The organism is Streptomyces sp. NPDC055140, assembly GCF_053607285.1.
On the sequence record NZ_JBSGTG010000001.1, the window covers coordinates 757,730 to 774,551 of the forward strand.

Annotated in this window: 13 protein-coding genes and 1 pseudogene; 7 read left to right on the top strand and 7 right to left on the bottom strand. The window is 70.4% G+C overall.

Annotated features, from left to right (window positions below; all coding sequences use genetic code 11):
* Positions 1-31: 31 nt before the first annotated feature.
* The 4 genes from mmsA (at position 32) to ACWFR4_RS03580 (ending at position 7,086) form a co-directional block, all read left to right on the top strand.
* Entirely contained in the window at positions 32-1,558 is a 1,527-nt protein-coding gene (gene mmsA / locus ACWFR4_RS03565) for a multiple monosaccharide ABC transporter ATP-binding protein (protein WP_453650650.1), read from the top strand.
* A gap of 5 nt (positions 1,559-1,563) precedes the next feature.
* On the top strand, positions 1,564-2,814 hold the full coding sequence (gene mmsB / locus ACWFR4_RS03570; protein WP_453457673.1) for a multiple monosaccharide ABC transporter permease: 1,251 nt from the start codon (positions 1,564-1,566) through the stop codon (positions 2,812-2,814).
* Positions 2,815-2,872: 58 nt separating this feature from the next.
* Entirely contained in the window at positions 2,873-4,033 is a 1,161-nt protein-coding gene (locus tag ACWFR4_RS03575; RefSeq protein ID WP_453650542.1) for an aldose epimerase family protein, read from the top strand.
* A 107-nt stretch (positions 4,034-4,140) separates the two neighbouring features.
* Positions 4,141-7,086, top strand: a complete 2,946-nt coding sequence (locus ACWFR4_RS03580; protein WP_453650543.1) for a beta-galactosidase — start codon at positions 4,141-4,143, stop codon at positions 7,084-7,086.
* A 72-nt stretch (positions 7,087-7,158) separates the two neighbouring features.
* On the opposite strand, the gene arfA is transcribed toward ACWFR4_RS03580, so the two are convergent.
* The 5 genes and pseudogenes from arfA to ACWFR4_RS03605 all read right to left on the bottom strand — a co-directional run bounded on the left by arfA (position 7,159) and on the right by ACWFR4_RS03605 (position 11,892).
* Positions 7,159-8,667 (bottom strand): arabinosylfuranosidase ArfA, encoded by a 1,509-nt coding sequence (gene arfA, locus ACWFR4_RS03585; RefSeq protein ID WP_453650545.1) that lies wholly within the window; start codon positions 8,665-8,667, stop codon positions 7,159-7,161.
* A 38-nt stretch (positions 8,668-8,705) separates the two neighbouring features.
* A complete protein-coding gene (locus ACWFR4_RS03590) occupies positions 8,706-9,668 on the bottom strand; it encodes an arabinan endo-1,5-alpha-L-arabinosidase (RefSeq protein WP_453457684.1) in 963 nt (320 codons plus the stop codon).
* An 11-nt stretch (positions 9,669-9,679) separates the two neighbouring features.
* Positions 9,680-10,114: pseudogene (locus ACWFR4_RS03595) on the bottom strand (carbohydrate ABC transporter permease).
* Between the two features lie 156 nt (positions 10,115-10,270).
* On the bottom strand, positions 10,271-11,119 hold the full coding sequence (locus tag ACWFR4_RS03600; RefSeq protein ID WP_453650547.1) for an SMP-30/gluconolactonase/LRE family protein: 849 nt from the start codon (positions 11,117-11,119) through the stop codon (positions 10,271-10,273).
* A complete protein-coding gene (locus ACWFR4_RS03605) occupies positions 11,116-11,892 on the bottom strand; it encodes an IclR family transcriptional regulator (protein WP_453457690.1) in 777 nt (258 codons plus the stop codon). The genes ACWFR4_RS03600 and ACWFR4_RS03605 overlap by 4 nt, the downstream gene beginning before the upstream one ends.
* Before the next feature lie 190 nt (positions 11,893-12,082).
* Here ACWFR4_RS03605 and ACWFR4_RS03610 point away from each other — a divergent pair, with 190 nt between their 5' ends.
* Together ACWFR4_RS03610 and ACWFR4_RS03615 are read left to right on the top strand one after the other, a co-directional pair.
* Entirely contained in the window at positions 12,083-12,838 is a 756-nt protein-coding gene (locus ACWFR4_RS03610) for an SDR family oxidoreductase (RefSeq protein WP_453650549.1), read from the top strand.
* A gap of 49 nt (positions 12,839-12,887) precedes the next feature.
* Positions 12,888-13,823: an RNA polymerase sigma-70 factor gene (locus ACWFR4_RS03615; protein ID WP_453457696.1), complete on the top strand. Its 936-nt coding sequence runs from the start codon at positions 12,888-12,890 to the stop codon at positions 13,821-13,823.
* A gap of 8 nt (positions 13,824-13,831) precedes the next feature.
* On the opposite strand, the gene ACWFR4_RS03620 is transcribed toward ACWFR4_RS03615, so the two are convergent.
* Positions 13,832-15,124, bottom strand: a complete 1,293-nt coding sequence (locus ACWFR4_RS03620) for a PucR family transcriptional regulator (protein WP_453650551.1) — start codon at positions 15,122-15,124, stop codon at positions 13,832-13,834.
* Positions 15,125-15,127: 3 nt separating this feature from the next.
* Complete coding sequence (locus ACWFR4_RS03625; RefSeq protein ID WP_453650553.1) at positions 15,128-15,280, bottom strand: hypothetical protein; 153 nt, start codon at positions 15,278-15,280, stop codon at positions 15,128-15,130.
* Between the two features lie 268 nt (positions 15,281-15,548).
* Between ACWFR4_RS03625 and ACWFR4_RS03630 the strand changes: the two genes are divergently transcribed.
* Complete coding sequence (locus ACWFR4_RS03630) at positions 15,549-16,559, top strand: DUF3068 domain-containing protein (protein ID WP_453650555.1); 1,011 nt, start codon at positions 15,549-15,551, stop codon at positions 16,557-16,559.
* Positions 16,560-16,822 lie beyond the last annotated feature (263 nt).

Below are 16,822 nucleotides of genomic sequence, written 5' to 3' on the forward strand. Positions count from 1 at the left end.
GCAGAAAGGCACGACCATGGCGGGACCCGTCCTGGAAATGCGCTCGATCGTCAAGACCTTTCCCGGCGTCAAGGCGCTCGCGGACGTCTCTCTGAGCGTCCGCGCGGGCGAGGTCCACGCCGTCTGCGGGGAGAACGGCGCCGGGAAGTCGACGCTGATGAAGGTCCTCAGCGGCGTTCACCCGCACGGCAGTTACGAGGGGGAGATCCTCTTCGAGGGCAAGCCGTGCCGGTTCAAGGACATCGGGGCGAGCGAGAAGCGCGGCATCGTGATCATTCACCAGGAGCTCGCCCTGGTGCCGTACCTCTCGCTCGCCGAGAACATCTTCCTCGGCAACGAGCACGCCACGCGGGGCGTGATCAGCTGGGGCGAGACCCTCAAGCACGCCACGGACCTGCTGCGGCGGGTCGGTCTGAACGAGCACCCGCAGACCCGCGTCGCCGACATCGGCGTCGGGAAGCAGCAGCTGGTCGAGATCGCCAAGGCACTGTCGAAGGAGGTGAAGCTGCTCATCCTCGACGAGCCGACGGCCGCGCTCAACGACGAGGACAGCGGCAAACTCCTCGACCTGATCCTGGAGTTGAAGGGCCAGGGCATCACCTCGATCATCATCTCGCACAAGCTCAACGAGATCGCCCGGGTCGCGGACTCCGTGACGGTCATCCGCGACGGGCACTCCATCGAGACGCTCGACGTCAAGGCCGCGGAGACGACCGAGGAGCGGATCATCCGCGCCATGGTCGGCCGCGACCTCGACCACCGCTTCCCGGAGCGCACCCCGCACCCGCAGGACCACACGGCGGCGCCCGCCCTCGAGATCCGCGACTGGACCGTCTTCCACCCCATCGACCAGCAGCGCAAGGTCGTCGACTCGGTGTCCCTGAACGTGCGCCGGGGGGAGATCGTCGGCATCGCGGGGCTGATGGGCGCGGGCCGCACGGAACTCGCGATGAGCGTGTTCGGCCGGGCCTACGGGAAGTACGCGGGCGGCAGTGTCCTCAAGGACGGCACCGAGATCCGCACCCGCACCGTCCCCGAGGCGGTCGGGCACGGCATCGCGTACGTCACCGAGGACCGCAAGCACTACGGCCTCAACCTCATCGACTCCATCAACCGCAACATCTCGCTGAGCGCGCTGCGCAAGGTCGCCCGGCGCGGGGTCGTCGACGAGCACGAGGAGCGGAAGGTCTCCGAGGGCTTCCGCAAGTCCATGAACATCAAGGCGCCCAACGTCTCGGAACCCGTGGGCCGGCTCTCCGGCGGCAACCAGCAGAAGGTCGTTCTCAGCAAGTGGATCTTCGCTGGGCCCGATGTGCTGATCCTCGACGAGCCGACCCGCGGCATCGACGTGGGTGCGAAGTACGAGATCTACACGGTGATCGACCAACTGGCCGCCGAGGGCAAGGCCGTTGTCTTCATCTCCTCCGAACTGCCCGAGCTGCTCGGCATGTGCGACCGGATCTACACGATGTCGGCCGGACGGCTCACCGGTGAGGTCCCGCGAGCGGAGGCCACCCAGGAAGTACTGATGCGGCACATGACCAAGGACAAGAGGTAGGACCGATGAGTACGAACCTGAAGGCCGGGTCGCCGGCCGGCCCCGCGGCCCCGAAGGAATCCGGAGACACCGGGCACGCGGCCGGCCTCGGCCGGCTGATCATCGACGGCATGCGCCGCAACATGCGGCAGTACGGGATGCTCTTCGCCCTCGGCCTGATCGTGATCCTTTTCGAGGTCTGGACGGGCGGCGACCTGCTGCTGCCGCGCAACGTCTCGAACCTGGTGCTGCAGAACAGCTACATCCTGATCCTGGCGATCGGCATGATGATCGTCATCATCGCGGGCCACATCGACCTGTCGGTCGGCTCCATCACCGCGTTCACGGGGGCGCTCGCCGCGGTGCTCATGGTCACGCACCACTGGTCGTGGCCGGTGGCCGCGCTCGCGGTCCTCGCCGTCGGCGCGCTCGCGGGGGCCATGCAGGGCTTCTTCATCGCCTACCTCGGCATACCGTCGTTCATCGTGACCCTGGCGGGCATGCTGCTCTTCCGCGGCCTGACGGAGATCTTCCTCAAGGGGCAGACGCTCGGCCCGTTCCCCGAAGGGCTGCAGAAGGTCGCCAACGGCTTCCTGCCCGAGGTCGGCCCCGACACCAACTACCACAACCTCACCCTGCTCCTCGGCCTCGGGCTCATCGCCCTCGTCGTGTGGCAGGAGGTGCGCGACCGCAAGCGCCAGCAGGAGTACGCGCTCGACGTACTGCCCGCGAAGCTGTTCGCGCTGAAGCTCACCGCGCTGGTCGCCGCCGTCCTCGTCTTCACCCTGCTGCTCGCCAGCTACAAGGGCGCGCCCGTGGTGCTGATCGTCCTGGCCGTGCTCCTCGTCGCCTTCGGCTATGTGATGCGCAACGCGGTGATCGGCCGCCATGTGTACGCGATCGGCGGCAACCTGCCGGCGGCGAAGCTCTCCGGCGTCCGGGACAAGAAGGTCACCTTCGCGGTCTTCCTCAACATGGGGATGCTGGCGGCGCTCGCGGGCCTGGTCTTCGCGGCCCGCTTCAACGCCGCTTCGCCGAAGGCGGGCGTCAACTTCGAACTCGAGGCGATCGCCGCCTCGTTCATCGGCGGCGCGTCGATGAGCGGCGGTGTCGGCACGGTGCTCGGCGCGATCATCGGCGGCACGGTCCTCGGCGTCCTGAACAACGGCATGAACCTCGTCGGCGTCGGCACCGACTGGCAGCAGGTCATCAAGGGCCTGGTCCTGCTCGCGGCGGTCGGCTTCGACGTGTGGAACAAGCGCAAGGTCGGTTCGTAAGTCAGCTCGGCCCCGTCGGCCCAAGCCCGGCGGGGCCCACCCTTTGAGGGAGCCGCACATGGAACTGAGCAGACGCACTCTCCTCGCATCGGCCGCCGCTGCCGGTGCAGCAGCCACCGCGCCGGGCGGAACAGCCCACGCCTCAGGCTCCGCCCCGGGAAGCAGGAGGCCCGTGAAGGAGCTCTTCGGAAAGCTCGCCGACGGCACGAGGATCTACCGCTGGTCCCTGGAGAACGGCGGCACCCGCCTGAAGGTCCTCTCCTACGGCGGCATCATCCAGTCCCTGGAGATACCGGACCGCCACGGCCGGTACGTGAACGTCTCCCTCGGCTACGACACCATCGAGGACTACGTCGCCGGCACCACGTTCTTCGGCTCCACCATCGGCCGCTACGGCAACCGCATCGCGAACGGCCGGTTCACCCTCGACGGCACGAGGTACCAGCTCTCCGTGAACGACGGGGCCAACTCCCTGCACGGCGGGGCGAAGGGCTTCAACACGCGGGTGTGGGACGTGGAGGACTTCACCTCCGGCTCCGACGTCGGCCTGAAGCTGCACTACACGTCGGTCGACGGCGAGATGGGCTACCCGGGCACGCTCAAGGTGACGGTCACCTACACCCTCGGGGCGAGCGGCGACTGGCGCATCGACTACGAGGCGACGACGAACAAGGCGACCGTCGTGAACCTGACGAACCACACGTACTACAACCTCGCGGGCGAGGGCAGCGGCGGCATCTACGACCACGAACTCACCCTCGCCGCCTCCCGTTACACGCCCACCGACTCGGGACTCATCCCGACCGGTGAGCGGGCGAAGGTCGCGGGCACCCCGTTCGACTTCCGCTCCGCGAAGCCGATCGGCCGCGACATCCGCACCGCGCACCCGCAGCTGGTCACGGCCAAGGGCTTCGACCACAACTGGGTCCTCGACAAGGGGATCACGACGCGGCCCGTGCACGTCGCGACGCTGCGCGACCCGTCCTCCGGCCGCAGTCTGGAGATCGCCACGGATCAGCCGGGCGTCCAGTTCTACTCGGGCAACTTCCTCGACGGCACGCTCACCGGCCCCTCCGGGCGCACCTACCGGCAGGGCGACGGCCTGTGCCTGGAGACGCAGCACTTCCCGGACTCGCCGAACCGTCCGGCGTTCCCGTCGACGGTGCTGCGCCCGGGCGAGACGTACCGGACGACGACGGTGCACTCGTTCAGCGCCTGACCGACCCCCACCCGCATCCCCCGGCCCCGCCCGTGACGACCACGGGCGAGGCCGGTGTCTTTCCTCCACCCCTTCGCACTTACCTCACAGCCCTATGGAGACGTCAGTTGCAACTCAGCAGACGTACGTTCACGGCCCTCACCGCCACGACCGCGGCGAGCCTCGCCCTTCCGCTGCCGACGGCGGGCGCGGCCACTCCCGACGATGCGACCACCCCCGTCCCCGTACCCGAGGCCGACGGGCGGACGCACACCGTCGCCTTCGACAAGTACTCGCTGCTCGTGGACGGCAGCCGGGTCGTCCTGTGGTCGGGCGAGGTGCACCCGTTCCGGCTGCCGAGCCCGTCGCTGTGGCGTGACGTGCTGCAGAAGCTGCGCGCGCACGGCTACAACGCCATCAGCATCTACGTCGCGTGGAACTTCCACTCCCCAGCCCCCGGCGCCTACGACTTCACGGGCGTGCGCGACCTCGGCCGCTTCCTGGAGACGGCCGCCGAGGAGGGTCTCTACGTCATCGCGCGCCCCGGCCCTTACATCAACGCGGAGGTCGACGCGGGCGGATTCCCCGGCTGGCTGACGGCCACCAAGGGCACGGCCCGTACCTCCGATCCCACCTATCTGGCGTACGTGGACGAGTACTTGACGGCCGTGAACGAGATCATCGCCCGGTACCAGTACACGCGCGGCAAGGGCACGGTCGTCCTCTACGAGCTGGAGAACGAGTACGCCTCCAACGTGACCAGCCCGGCCGGCAAGGACTACATGGCGCACCTTTACGCGAAGGTCCGCGCCGACGGCATCGACGTCCCGCTGTTCCACAACGACAAGGGCCGCAACGGCTACTGGGCTCCGGGCTCGTTCAGCACGGGTGACGAGTCCGGCCGCTACCTCTACGGATTCGACGGCTACCCGTCGCCGTCGGGCAACCCGCCGGACTGGGGCTACTTCGGCGTGGGCGGCGCCAAGGGTGGGTCGACTGCGAGCCCCGACACCCCTGGCCTGATGGCCGAGTTCGGGGGCGGCTGGTTCGACCCGTGGGGCGGCGCCGTGTTCGCCGGCAAGGGATACGAGGAGTCGCGGCGCACCCGCGACGCGGCGTACGAGCGGCGCTTCTACCTCACCAACCTCGCCAACGGCATCAAGATCCACAACGTCTACATGACGTTCGGCGGCACCAGCTGGGGCTGGCTCCCCGCGCCGGTCGTCTACACGTCGTACGACTACGGGGCGGCCCTCGACGAGGCGCGCAATGTCACGTCCAAGCTGACGCCCATGCACCAGATCGGCCAACTGCTCCGTTCCGTGCCGGACCTGGCGAAGCTGGACCGGGCGCAGGACACGGCGGCCGCGGACCCAGCCCTGAAGATCTACCACCTGACGAATCCCGACACGGGCGCGCACGTCTACGTCCTGCGCAACGACACGTCGGCGTCGATCACATCGACGCTGCCACTGGGCTCGGCGAGCGCGGAGGTCACGGTCGGCGCGAAGGACGCGAAGCTCGTCCTGGCCGAGGCCGCTCTGGGGAAGCGGGAGCTGGCGTACTCGACGGTTCAGCCGATGATCCAGCTGAGCGCGGGGCGCCGGGACGTCGCGGTGTTCGCGGGCCGGCCGGGAGAGCCGGCCGAGGCGGCCTTCGCGTACGAGGAGGAGCCGGAGGTCACGGTCCTCGACGGGCCGGCAACCGCGGCGTACGAGGACGGAATCCTGCGCATCTCCACCCACCTGGCCGGCTTGGTGCGGGTATTGGTGGGCGGCACGCTCCTCGTCATGTTCGCGGACGACGAGACGTCCGCCCGGCTGTGGCGCCACGACACACCTTCGGGCCCGGTCCTCGTCCGCGGTCCCGCGCTGCTGCGCCGGGCCGAACTCCACGGCGCCACTCTCCACTTGACGGGCGACACGATCGAGGAAGCCGACATGGAGGTATGGGCACCGCGTGGCGTGCAGCTGATCACCTGGAACAACGGCCCGGTCCATGTGCGCACCACTCCCTCCGGAAGCTTCGCCGCCGTGCGGGTACTCCCGGGTGTCCCGGAGGTACAGCTGCCCGCGCTCACCGGCTGGCGGCAACGGCCCGAAAACCCGGAGTCGGAGCAGGACTTCGACGACACGGACTGGACCGTCGCCGACAAAGCGACGTCGTACTCGACGACGCCCGTGCCCGCGGGCCGGCCCGTCCTGTTCGCCGACGACTACGGCTTCCACTACGGCGACGTCTGGTACCGGGGTTCGTTCGACGACGCGAGCGGCGCCGAGTCGGTGAACCTGGCGTACTCCACCGGCACCCAGGGCCTGCTGATGGCGTGGCTCGACGGCCGCCCTCTCGGCACGCACCGGATGCCGGTGCCGACGTCGGCCCAGTCCACCCAGGGCACGTGGACGGCGACGGCGGCCTTCGCCCTGCCCGCCGACCTGCGCACCGCCGGCGGCCATGTCCTCTCGGTCCTCGTCCGCCGCATGCAGCACGACGAGGATGGCGGCGCCCGGGACTCGCACAAGTCGGCGCGCGGCCTGACCGGAGTGGCGTTCACGGGCGCGGATCCGGCCGTGACCTGGCGCATCCAGGGCGCTTCGGGCACGGACCCGGTGCGCGGCCCGCTCAACACGGGCGGCCTGTACGGGGAGCGGCACGGCTGGCACCTGCCGGGGCTCGATCTCGACACGGACGGCGGCTGGGAGCGGGCCGCGTTCCCGGTCGACGGCCCGGTACGCCAGGGGGTCTCCTGGTACCGCACCACGTTCCGGCTGGCCGTCGACCACGACGTGGACGCCTCGATCGGCCTCACGTTCACGGACGACGCGGCCCACGCCTACCGCGTCCAGCTCTACGTCAACGGCTGGAACATGGGCCAGTACATCAACGACGTGGGCCCCCAGCACACGTTCGCCGTCCCGAACGGCATCCTGCGCACCCGCGGCGCCAACACCCTCGCCCTGGCCGTCCTCGCCGACGGCACGACCCCGGCGGGCCCCGGAGACATACAGCTGAAGCTCCTCGGGAGCGCGGCGGGCGGGGTGGAGGTGCGGGCGGTTCCGTCGCCGGGCGTGTAACCACCCCCTGTGTGGCACTGAGTGGCCGGAGGGCGACATCCCCTCCGGCCACTCAGTGGCCGACACCGTGGATCAGCCGAGCCGGATCACATTCCACGACAGCGGCTCAAGGGTCGCCTTGAGCGTGCCGTCCTCAAGGATCGCGCCCGAACCCGCGTGCGGCGCGACGCGCTCCGGCTCGGCGAGGGTGTTGCGGGCGTCCGGGTCGGCGTCGGCGAGCACCAAGTGTTCGACGACCTCGCCCAACTCCATGCCATGAAGGGCCACTTCGAGTGGCAGGGACTCCGTCTGACTGCGGTTCACCGCGAACACGGTGACCGTTCCGTCGTCCGCCCGGACGGCCGTCGCGTGCAGCAGGTCCGCGGTGCCGTGGCGCTTCGTGTCGTACGTCGGTCCTGACACGCGTACGTCGAGGACCTCGCCGCGCCCGTACCGCGACGCCGCCGCGAACGGGAAGAACGTCGTCTGGCGCCAGGCCGGGCCGCCGGGCTCGGTCATGATCGGGGCGATGACGTTGACGAGTTGGGCCAGGCAGGCCACCGTGACGCGGTCCGTGTGGCGGAGCAGGGCGATCAGGAGCGAACCGAAGACGACCGCGTCGGTGACCGAGTAGACGTCCTCCAGGAGGCGGGGGGCCTCCGGCCAGTCGAGGGCGGAGACCTCGGCGTCCGTGCGCGACATGTACCAGACGTTCCACTCGTCGAAGGAGAGGTTGATCTTCTTCTTCGACTTGAGGCGCGCGCCCACGTGGTCGCACGTCGCGACGACGTTCTCGATGAACGACTCCATGTCCACCGCCGACGCGAGGAAGGAGTCCCGGTCGCCGTCGTGCTCCTCGTAGTACGCGTGGAGCGAGATGTAGTCGACCAGGTCGTAGGTCTCCTGCAGGACCTTCGCCTCCCACTCGGCGAACGTGTCCATGCCCTGGCCCGAACTGCCGCAGGCGACCAGCTCGACGTCCTTGTCGATCTGGCGCATCGCACGCGCCGTCTCGGCGGCGAGCCGCCCGTACTCCTCGGCCGTCTTGTGGCCGGTCTGCCACGGCCCGTCCATCTCATTGCCCAGGCACCAGAGCCTGATGCCGAAGGGGTCCTTGTCGCCGTGGGCGATGCGGCGGTCCGACAGCTCCGTGCCCGCCGGGTGATTGGCGTACTCCTGGAGTTCGATGGCCGCCGCGACGCCGCGCGTGCCGAGGTTCACCGCCATCATCGGCTCGGCCTGCGGGCCGACCTTCTTCAGGAACGCGATGTACTCGGACAGGCCGAAGCGGTTCGACTCCGTCGTGCGCCAGGCCAGGTCGAGGCGGCGCGGGCGCTCCTCGGCGGGTCCGACCGAGTCCTCCCACTTGTAGCCGGAGACGAAGTTGCCACCGGGATAGCGGATGGCGGTGACGCCGAGCTCGCGGACCAGCTCCAGGACGTCCTGGCGAAGGCCCGCCTCATCGGCGGTGGGGTGATCCGGCTCGAAGATGCCGGTGTAGACACAGCGGCCCAGGTGCTCCACGAAGGAGCCGAAGAGCCGGGGGTCGACCGTGCCGACCGTGAAGGCGGGGTCGAGGGCGAAGCGTGCGGTGCGGGTCATGTCTCCCTCAGGGTTCGGGATTCCGTACATTGATCGAGTCAGCGGACGGTCGGCCAGCCGTCCTTGCCCCAGCTCAGCTCGTTGAGGCCGAGCTTGGGGGTGCCGGAGTCGCCGGCGTCGTAGTAGTGGTACGCGAGTACGTCACGCCCCTTGTCGCGGAAGACGGACTCGCCCCCCGTGCCGACGAACCGGCCGTGCCCGGCGAGGAGCAGCGTGCCGCCACCCTCCAGGAGCGGGGTGCCGTCCTCGTCCACGTACGGGCCCGTGACCGACGTCGAGCGGCCGACCCGGATCTTGTACGTGGAATTCACGCCGGAGCAGCACGCGTCGTACGAGGCGAAGAGGTAGTAGTAGCGGCCGTGGTGGACGACGGCCGGGCCCTCGACCGCGTACGGGGCGTCGGGGCGGGTCGCCAGGTGGTGGACGGTCGCGCCTTCGATCGCCTTGCCGGTCCGCGGGTTCAGCTCGACCATGCGGATGCCGGACCAGTACGAGCCGAAGCTCATCCGGAGTTTCCCGTCGGCCCGGACGATCGCCGGGTCGATGGCGTTCCAGGTGTCGGTGGTCCCGGAGCTGAACACCTTGCCGTGGTCCGTCCACGTACCCGGGAAACCCGATGCGGAGGTGGCGACGCCGATCGCCGAGTGGTTCGTGCCCCAGGACGAGACCGCGTAGTAGAGCCAGTACGTGCCGTCGCGGTAGGAGATGTCGGGGGCCCACGGGTCGCCGGTGTCGTTGTACTCGTACCACCAACTCGGCGGCGCGGCGAAGGCGTTGCCCTCGTCGGTCCAGTGGACGCGGTCCTTCGAGAGGCGGGCACCGATGACACCGCCGGTCGAATAGGCCACGTACTGGCCTGACGTGAGCTTGATGACGGTCGGGTCGTGCACGATCTGCCGGCCGGTGATCGCCTGCGGATCCGGGTAGGCGGCGTCGGCCTGCGCCGTGGTGGGGAGCAGGGCGAGCAGGGCGGTCGCCACGGCCGCCAGGGGTCTGCCCACTGTGCGCGCGGTCACTGTCCCGCCAGTCCCGTGTGGGCCACGCCCGCCACGATCTGGCGCTGGAAGAAGACGAAGACGACGATCAGGGGCAGGCCCGCCATCAAGCCGCCGGCCATCAGCTGGGCTCACTGGATCCCGTACGAGTTCATGACGGTCGCGATGCCGTTCGGCATGGCCATCAGGTCGGGGTTGTTGGTGACCATGTACGGCCACAGGAAGTTGTTCCACGAAGCGATGAAGGTGAAGATGCCCACCGCCGCGAGCGAGGGGCGGGCGAGCGGCACGACGATGCTGAAGAAGACCCGCCAGCGTCCGGCGCCGTCGATGAACGCGGCCTCCTCCAGCTCCTTGGGGATGCCCTGGAAGAACTTGTAGATGCTGCCCGCCACGGTCAACCCGCCGATTCCGGCGAGGAGTTGCCTGCGGTTCAGGCCAGGTCGTCCCATTCCCCGCCCTTACTGTTCGAGATATCGAATGATGCTCGTAACTTCGAACGGGACCGTAGATTCGCGATGCGGCGACGTCAATGGGTTGCGCAGCACAAAGGTGCGGGACCCCCACCCGCGTGGGGGTCCCGCACCTTCCGGGCACTCGCTCCGGGCTCAGCCCTCGAACGCGGGTTGCGCCAGCCCATGGCCCATGTCGCGCAGGACGAGCAGCGAACCGGCGTACGGGGACGGGGCGTCGAGGCCGACGCGGGCCGACGTGACGTACAGGTCGGTGAGATCCGCGCCGCCGAAGGCGCAGGCGGTGGGGCGCTTCACGGGCAGCTCCACGACGCGGTCGAGCGCGCCGGACGGGGTGTAGCGGCGCAGCGCCGAGCCGTCCCAGAGAGCGACCCACACACACCCGTCGGCGTCGACGGTCAGCCCGTCGGGGTGGCCCGCGCCCTCCTCGACGACCGCGAACTCCCGCCGCCGCACGGCCTGTTCGCCATCGACGTCAAAGACGTCGATGCGCCGCGTCGGGGTGTCGACGTAGTACATGAGCGTGCCGTCGGGGCTCCAGCCGGTGCCGTTGCTGACCGTGACGTCGCCGAGGATCTCGGTGGCGGTCCCGTCGGCGGCGATCCGCACGAGGTTGCCGCCGCCCGGCGTCTCGTCGTACGCCATGCTGCCCGCCCAGAGCGAGCCGTCCGGGGCGATCGCCGCGTCGTTGCCGCGCCGCCCGGGCACGGGGTCGCGGTGCAGCCACCGGAAGTCGGTGCCGCCGGGGCCGTACAGACCGATGCCGTCACGGAGGTTGACGACGAGTCCCGCGCCGCCGGCCCGGGGCTTGGCGGCGCCCACGTGCTGCTCGGTGGCCATGACCGTGCGGCGCCCGGTCGCGGGGTCGTACGTGTGGACCCGGCTGCCGAGGATGTCGACCCAGATCAGGCGGCCGGCCTCCGCGTCCCAGGTGGGGCCCTCCCCGAGCGTGGCCTCCGCGCGGACGGCCACCTCCGGCCTCATCGGCCGGCCCCCCGGTACCCGAGCCGCTCCGACAGGTCGGCGGCGCCCTTCACGGCGAGCTGCGCCAGCTCGTCCTCGCGGGGCGCGCTCCAGCGGATCATCGGCACCGACACGGAGAGCGCGGCGACGACCCGTCCGGAGCGGTCGCGCACGGGGGCGGCGACGCAGCTGACGTCCGGGTTGGACTCGCGGCTCTCGACGGCGACGCCGCGCTCCCGGATGCCGGCGAGGGCCTCGCGCAGGAGGGCCGGGTCGGTGATGCTGTTCTCCGTCATCGCCGTCAGCTCGGCGTCGTCGGGGACGCGGGCCGCCAGTTCGGGCTGCGGCAGGGAGGCGAGGAGCATCTTGCCGACGGACGTGCAGTGCGCGGGCAGCCGGCGCCCCGCGGCGGAGACCATCCGCACGGCGTGGGTGCTGTCGACCTTCGCGATGTAGATGACGTCGGTGTCCTCGAGGATCGCCACATGCACGGTCTCGTCGCAGGTCTCGGCGACCTCGCGGGCGACCTGCTGGCCCTCGGCGGCGAGGTCGAGCTGCTCCGCGTACCGGCTGCCGAGCTGGTAGGGGCGCACGCCCAGGCGGTAGCGGCCGGGCTCGCCCGGGACGGTCACGAGGTAGGAGCGGGCGGTCAGCGTCGTCACCAGCTCGTGGACGGTGGTGCGCGGCAGCTGGAGCTTGCGGACGATGTCCGGGGCGGACAGGGTGCCGTCCCCGTCCAGGAACAGCTCGAGTATGTCGAGAGCCCGGGTCACGGCGGGTACGAGACGCCCCACGGCAGGCCCCCCTCTCTGATGTTCGAAATTTCAACAGTCGGTCGGTATCACGAACATAGGCTACTCACAGCCGTGTTGAGCGGGCAATGGGCCCGGAGGTGCCTCCGTGCACCGGTTCGCCGTCTTGTGACGGTGCTCACATGCCCCGTACGCGTGTCACAGCCGAGGGGACCTGATCGTCTTAGGGGGCATGACGAACACGGAGCAGACCTCGGGACAGACCTCGGTGCTCATCACCGGCGCCAACAAGGGACTTGGCCTGGAGACGGCCCGACGGCTCGGGGAACTGGGCTGGACGGTCTTCCTCGGCTCGCGTGACGAGGGCCGCGGGCGGGCGGCCGCCGACAAGCTGGCCGCCGGTGGCGCGAACGTGGTGATGGTCCCGCTGGACGTGACCTCGGACGAGTCGGTGGCCGCAGCCGTACGACACGTCCGCGAGCACACCGACCGGCTGGACGCACTCATCAACAACGCCGGAGCGCCGGGGAAGGGGACCGCGCCCGCGGACGCTACGGCCGACGACATCCATTCCGTCTACGACACCAATGTGTACGGACCGATCAGGGTCACGCAGGCGTTCCTTCCCCTGCTTCAGGCGGCGGAGAACCCACGCGTGGTGATGGTGTCCAGCGCCGGCGGTTCCTTCGCGACCGTGACCGACCCGGAGCAGCCCTTCTCGAAGATCCACGAGCTCGGTTACAGCTCGTCGAAGGCGGCGCTGAACATGCTCACCGTCCGGTACGCGCAGGCGCTCCCGGGGATCAGGTTCAACGCCGTCACTCCCGGCGAAGTCGCCAACCGCACGTTCGCCGCCACCGACATGAACGGTCACACCGGCGCCCTGACCGTGACCGAGGGCACCGACTCGATCGTCCGGCTCGCTCTGCCGGACGCCGACGGACCGACCGGAACGTTCACCGACCGCCTCGGCCCCGTCGCATGGTGATGATCTACGGGTGCGTGCTTTCCGCCACCGGGGCCAGGGAGGAACTTGCGTGAGACGGGTCGAGGAGTTCGAGGAGTTCGAAGAGCTGCGGCCGCTGCTGTTCTCGATCGCCTACCGCATCCTGGGCAGCGTGGGCGAGGCCGAGGACGCGGTCCAGGAGACGTGGCTGCGCTTCGCGGCGTCCACGACACAGCCCAGGTCGGCCAAGGCGTTCCTGTCGGCCACGGTCACCCGGATCTCGATCGACGTGCTGGGCTCGGCCCGCGTGCGGCGGGAGGCCTACGTCGGGCCGTGGTTCCCCGAGCCGCTCCTGTCCGACCCCTATGAGGATCCGGCGCGCTCGGCGGAGCTGGCCGACTCGGTGTCCATGGCGGCGCTGCTGCTCCTGGAGCGGCTCAGCCCGTTGGAGCGGGCGGTCTTCGTGCTGCGGGAGGTGTTCGCGTTCGGCTTCCCCGAGATCGCCTCGGCCGTGGACCGCTCGGAGGCCGCGTGCCGCCAGCTCGCGGTGCGGGCTCGGCGCCACATGGACGCGGGCCGGCCCCGGTTCGAGGCCGACCGCCAGGAGCGGGAGCAACTGGCGGCGCGGTTCTTCGACGCGCTGCGGGAGGGCGACGTCGACGGCCTGCAAGAGCTGCTCGCCGCCGATGTGTCCCTGGTCGGCGACGGCGGCGGTAACGCCCCGCAGCTCGCCAGGGCCGTCGCGGGCGCGAGCAACGTGGCCCGGCTGCTGGCTTCGGTCTTCCCCGTGATGTTCCGGATCGACGTGACGTCCGAGCCGCACGAGATGAACGGCCAGCCGGGCGCGATCCTGCGCGACCGGGACGGCAGGGTCCTCAACACCCTCATCCTCGACGTGCTCGACGGGCAGATCCAGACGATCCGCCTGGTGATCAACCCCGACAAGCTCGGGCACCTGGGCCCGGTGTCGGACCCGTGGGCGGTCGACCGCGAGGTGCGACAGGCCCGCCGGCGGCCGAAGGACTGACGGGCCGGTCACGGCCCGCCGTGCAGATCCCTCAACCGCCTTGCCCGCAGCACCAGTTCGAGCTCGAAGCGGTGGTCCGGGTCGTCGATCTCGTCGCCCCACAGCTCGCGGATCTGGCGCAGCCGGTAGCGGACGGTCTGCGGGTGGACGCCGAGCCGGGCAGCCACCTCGGGTGCGCCGCCGCGCGTCTCCAGCCAGGCGAGGAGGGTGTCGGCCATGCGGCGGGCGTGGGTGGGGCCGCAGTGGGCGAGGGGCGCGAGCGCACGGCGCGACAGGTCGTCGATGAGTTCCTCGGGCTGGAGCAGCACGAGGGCCTGGGTGTGTTCGGTGCAGTGGAGCACCTCGCCCGCCGGGAGCAGCCCGCGCTCCACGAGCCGGACCGCGGCCTCGGCCCAGCGCAGGGACTTCGCCGCGTCAGGCAGCGGCACGGGCGGGCCGATCGCGCCGGACCAGCCGGCCATGGCGCGGCGCAGGAGTTCGGGGCGGCCCGCCGCGTCGGGGTCGGGCACGACCATGCGGGGCTGCTCGGTCTCCATATCGAGGAGCACGCCCTGCCCGACGGCGGGCGCGACGGCCTCGCGCGCGGGGCGCAGGAGCACTCCGACGGAGACCCGGCCGGGCAGGGGCCAGCCGATCCGCGCGGCCCACTCGGCGAGGGCCCGCGCAGGGTCGGGCGGGGCGGCGCCGCCGCGTTCGGGGTGGTCGGTGTGCTCGGTCTGCTCGGTGAGCAGCAGGTCGATGAGTTTGCGCTGGAGGCGCAGGCGTTCGCCGGCCTGCCGGGCGGCGGCCTCGGCGTAGCCGCGTACGGACTGGTCGACGAGTCCGTCGAGGTACTCGAAGCCCGACTCGGCGAGTTCGTACATGGCGGGTGGCGGGATGAGGGCCCGCTGGCCGAGTTCGGCGAGACGGCGCCAGGCCAGGCGTACGCCGAGCCGGTACATGGCCTGGAGGGAGTCGAGGCTGCGGCCGTGCAGGCTCTGGCCGCGGCCGAACTCCTGGAAGACGGCCGGATGGGAGCGCGGCCGGTCCTCCGCGTCGGCGAGCTGGAGCTGCACGAAGCCCTCGATGGCTCTGCGGATGCCGACGAGCGCCATGGGCTCGCCGGACTCGTCGAGCACGAGGGGTAAGTGGGGGTATTCGCGGCGGATCTCCCGAAGGATGTCCTCCGCGAGGGCGGGCGCCTCGGCCATGGCGAGCCCGGCGAACCGTTTCACCTGGAGCCGGGGCACATCGCGCCAGGCCGAGCGCTCGGGCCGCACGGCACTGTGGGTCGCGGGGCCGACGGACGGAACGGGGGGCACCCCTCAACGCTCCCGGCCGGCTGTCTCGTACGTCACGAGCGGCACGTTCGGCTGGTCCGGGGTGGCGTTCAGAAGGGCGACGACGCCCAGGGAGGCGCCGAGGGCGAGCACGGCACCTACCGCGACGGTCAGGGCGGCGGCGAGCAGTCGGTTCATCGCAGGGTCAGCCTCTCGTTCTGGAGGTCGAATCCCCACCCGTGCGCAGCGCGTGCCGGGCCCCGTTCCGGCAAGTGCCCAGTGTCTGCAATGCATTGACACTCCGTCAAGGGTGCGCCTACGGTTCCCGGCCCTAGGACCTGCCCGGCGGATCAGACCGGATTCAGGTGGCCGCACGCAGTCCGCGACACCGGCATGATCCGCCGGACCGGCCCTAGCCGCGTTGCGCCCGCACCAGACCTCCCTCCCCCACCCCCAGGAGTGCCGGATGCGTCGAACAGTCTCACCTTTCTCCCTGCTCACGCTGGGTCTCGGCGCGTTCCTGCTCGCCCTGGCCCCGCTGCTCGCGTGGTACGTCGAGCCGCGCGCCGAACGCACCCCCGTCGACGTCGACACGACGACCGTGTTCACCGGAACCGGAAGCTACTTCGACACCGGCGCGGTGAGGACCGTGCACGGCAGGAGGATCACCGTCACGCGCCAGGTGCGCGGCGATGTGGCCGCGTCCGAGAAGAGCGGCCGGGCGGTGTGGGACGTGTCCACGTCCGTCGACACCGACGCGTCGCTGCCCGCGGCGGACCCGCACGACGCGCTCCAGTGGACCCTGGAGCGCTGGGTCACCGACCGCAGGACCAACGCGCCGGTGCACTGCTGCGGTGAGCAGCCGTCCTTCGAGGGCGAGGCCTACCTCAAGTTCCCCTTCGACGTGCAGAAGCGTGCCTACCGCTGGTGGGACAACACGCTCGGCGCGACGGTCACGCTCTCCTACCGGGGCACGAAGAAGATCCAGGGCTACGAGGGTTACCGCTTCACCGGCACGGTCCCCGCCACGAAGACCGGGTCGCGTCTGGTGCCCGGGACGATCGTGGGACAGCCGAAGCGGAATCAGGTGCTTGCCGAGGAGTGGTACGCGAACCACGGCATCGAACTGGTCGCCGATGCGAAGACGGGCCGGATCGTCTACGCGGCGATCGGCCCGCGCAAGACGCTGCGCGCGCCCGGTTCGGCGAAGGACGCGGTGGTGCTCCTGGACAGCGAGCGCATCGCGTTCACCCCGGCCACGCAGCGGCAGCAGGTGGCTCTCGCCGACGACGACAGCGGCCGGCTCCGGCTCCTCGGCACGACGCTCCCGCTCGGGGCGGGCGCGGCCGGCCTGGTGCTCGCGGCACTGGGTGCCGTGTTCGTCGTACAGGGCAGGGGCGGACGGGGCGGTACGGGCGGGAGCGGACCGTCGAATCCCGATTCGTCCCCAACAGTGCTGGAACCCTCCACGATGTGATGAGACGTCAGCTCCGGAAAGCTGAGAATTTGTCACCTCGGTGAGTAGCCGCATCGAACAGCTCGGCGAAAACTGTCCCACCCCACCCCCCGCACAGTTCATGCACGGCCCCCGCACAGCCCCGGCACAGCTCCTTCGTAACCGCCGCCCCGGCACCCCGTTCCGCAGCCTGAGCCATTCCCCGTAACGGCGTCCGCAAAGGCGTCGTCCCTGAACGCTCCGCGCAAGTCCCCCCACACAGTTCCGCACCCCGAGACGAGTTG

Bases quoted from the DNA above. Each gene is read 5' to 3' on its own strand.
- arfA (WP_453650545.1), bottom strand. From the start codon at position 8,667: ATGACCCGCACCGCACGCTTCGCCCTCGACCCCGCCTTCACGGTCGGC.
- ACWFR4_RS03630 (WP_453650555.1), top strand. From the start codon at position 15,549: ATGCGTCGAACAGTCTCACCTTTCTCCCTGCTCACGCTGGGTCTCGGC.
- ACWFR4_RS03625 (WP_453650553.1), bottom strand. From the start codon at position 15,280: ATGAACCGACTGCTCGCCGCCGCCCTGACCGTCGCGGTAGGTGCCGTG.
- ACWFR4_RS03575 (WP_453650542.1), top strand. From the start codon at position 2,873: ATGGAACTGAGCAGACGCACTCTCCTCGCATCGGCCGCCGCTGCCGGT.
- ACWFR4_RS03600 (WP_453650547.1), bottom strand. From the start codon at position 11,119: ATGAGGCCGGAGGTGGCCGTCCGCGCGGAGGCCACGCTCGGGGAGGGC.
- mmsB (WP_453457673.1), top strand. From the start codon at position 1,564: ATGAGTACGAACCTGAAGGCCGGGTCGCCGGCCGGCCCCGCGGCCCCG.
- ACWFR4_RS03610 (WP_453650549.1), top strand. From the start codon at position 12,083: ATGACGAACACGGAGCAGACCTCGGGACAGACCTCGGTGCTCATCACC.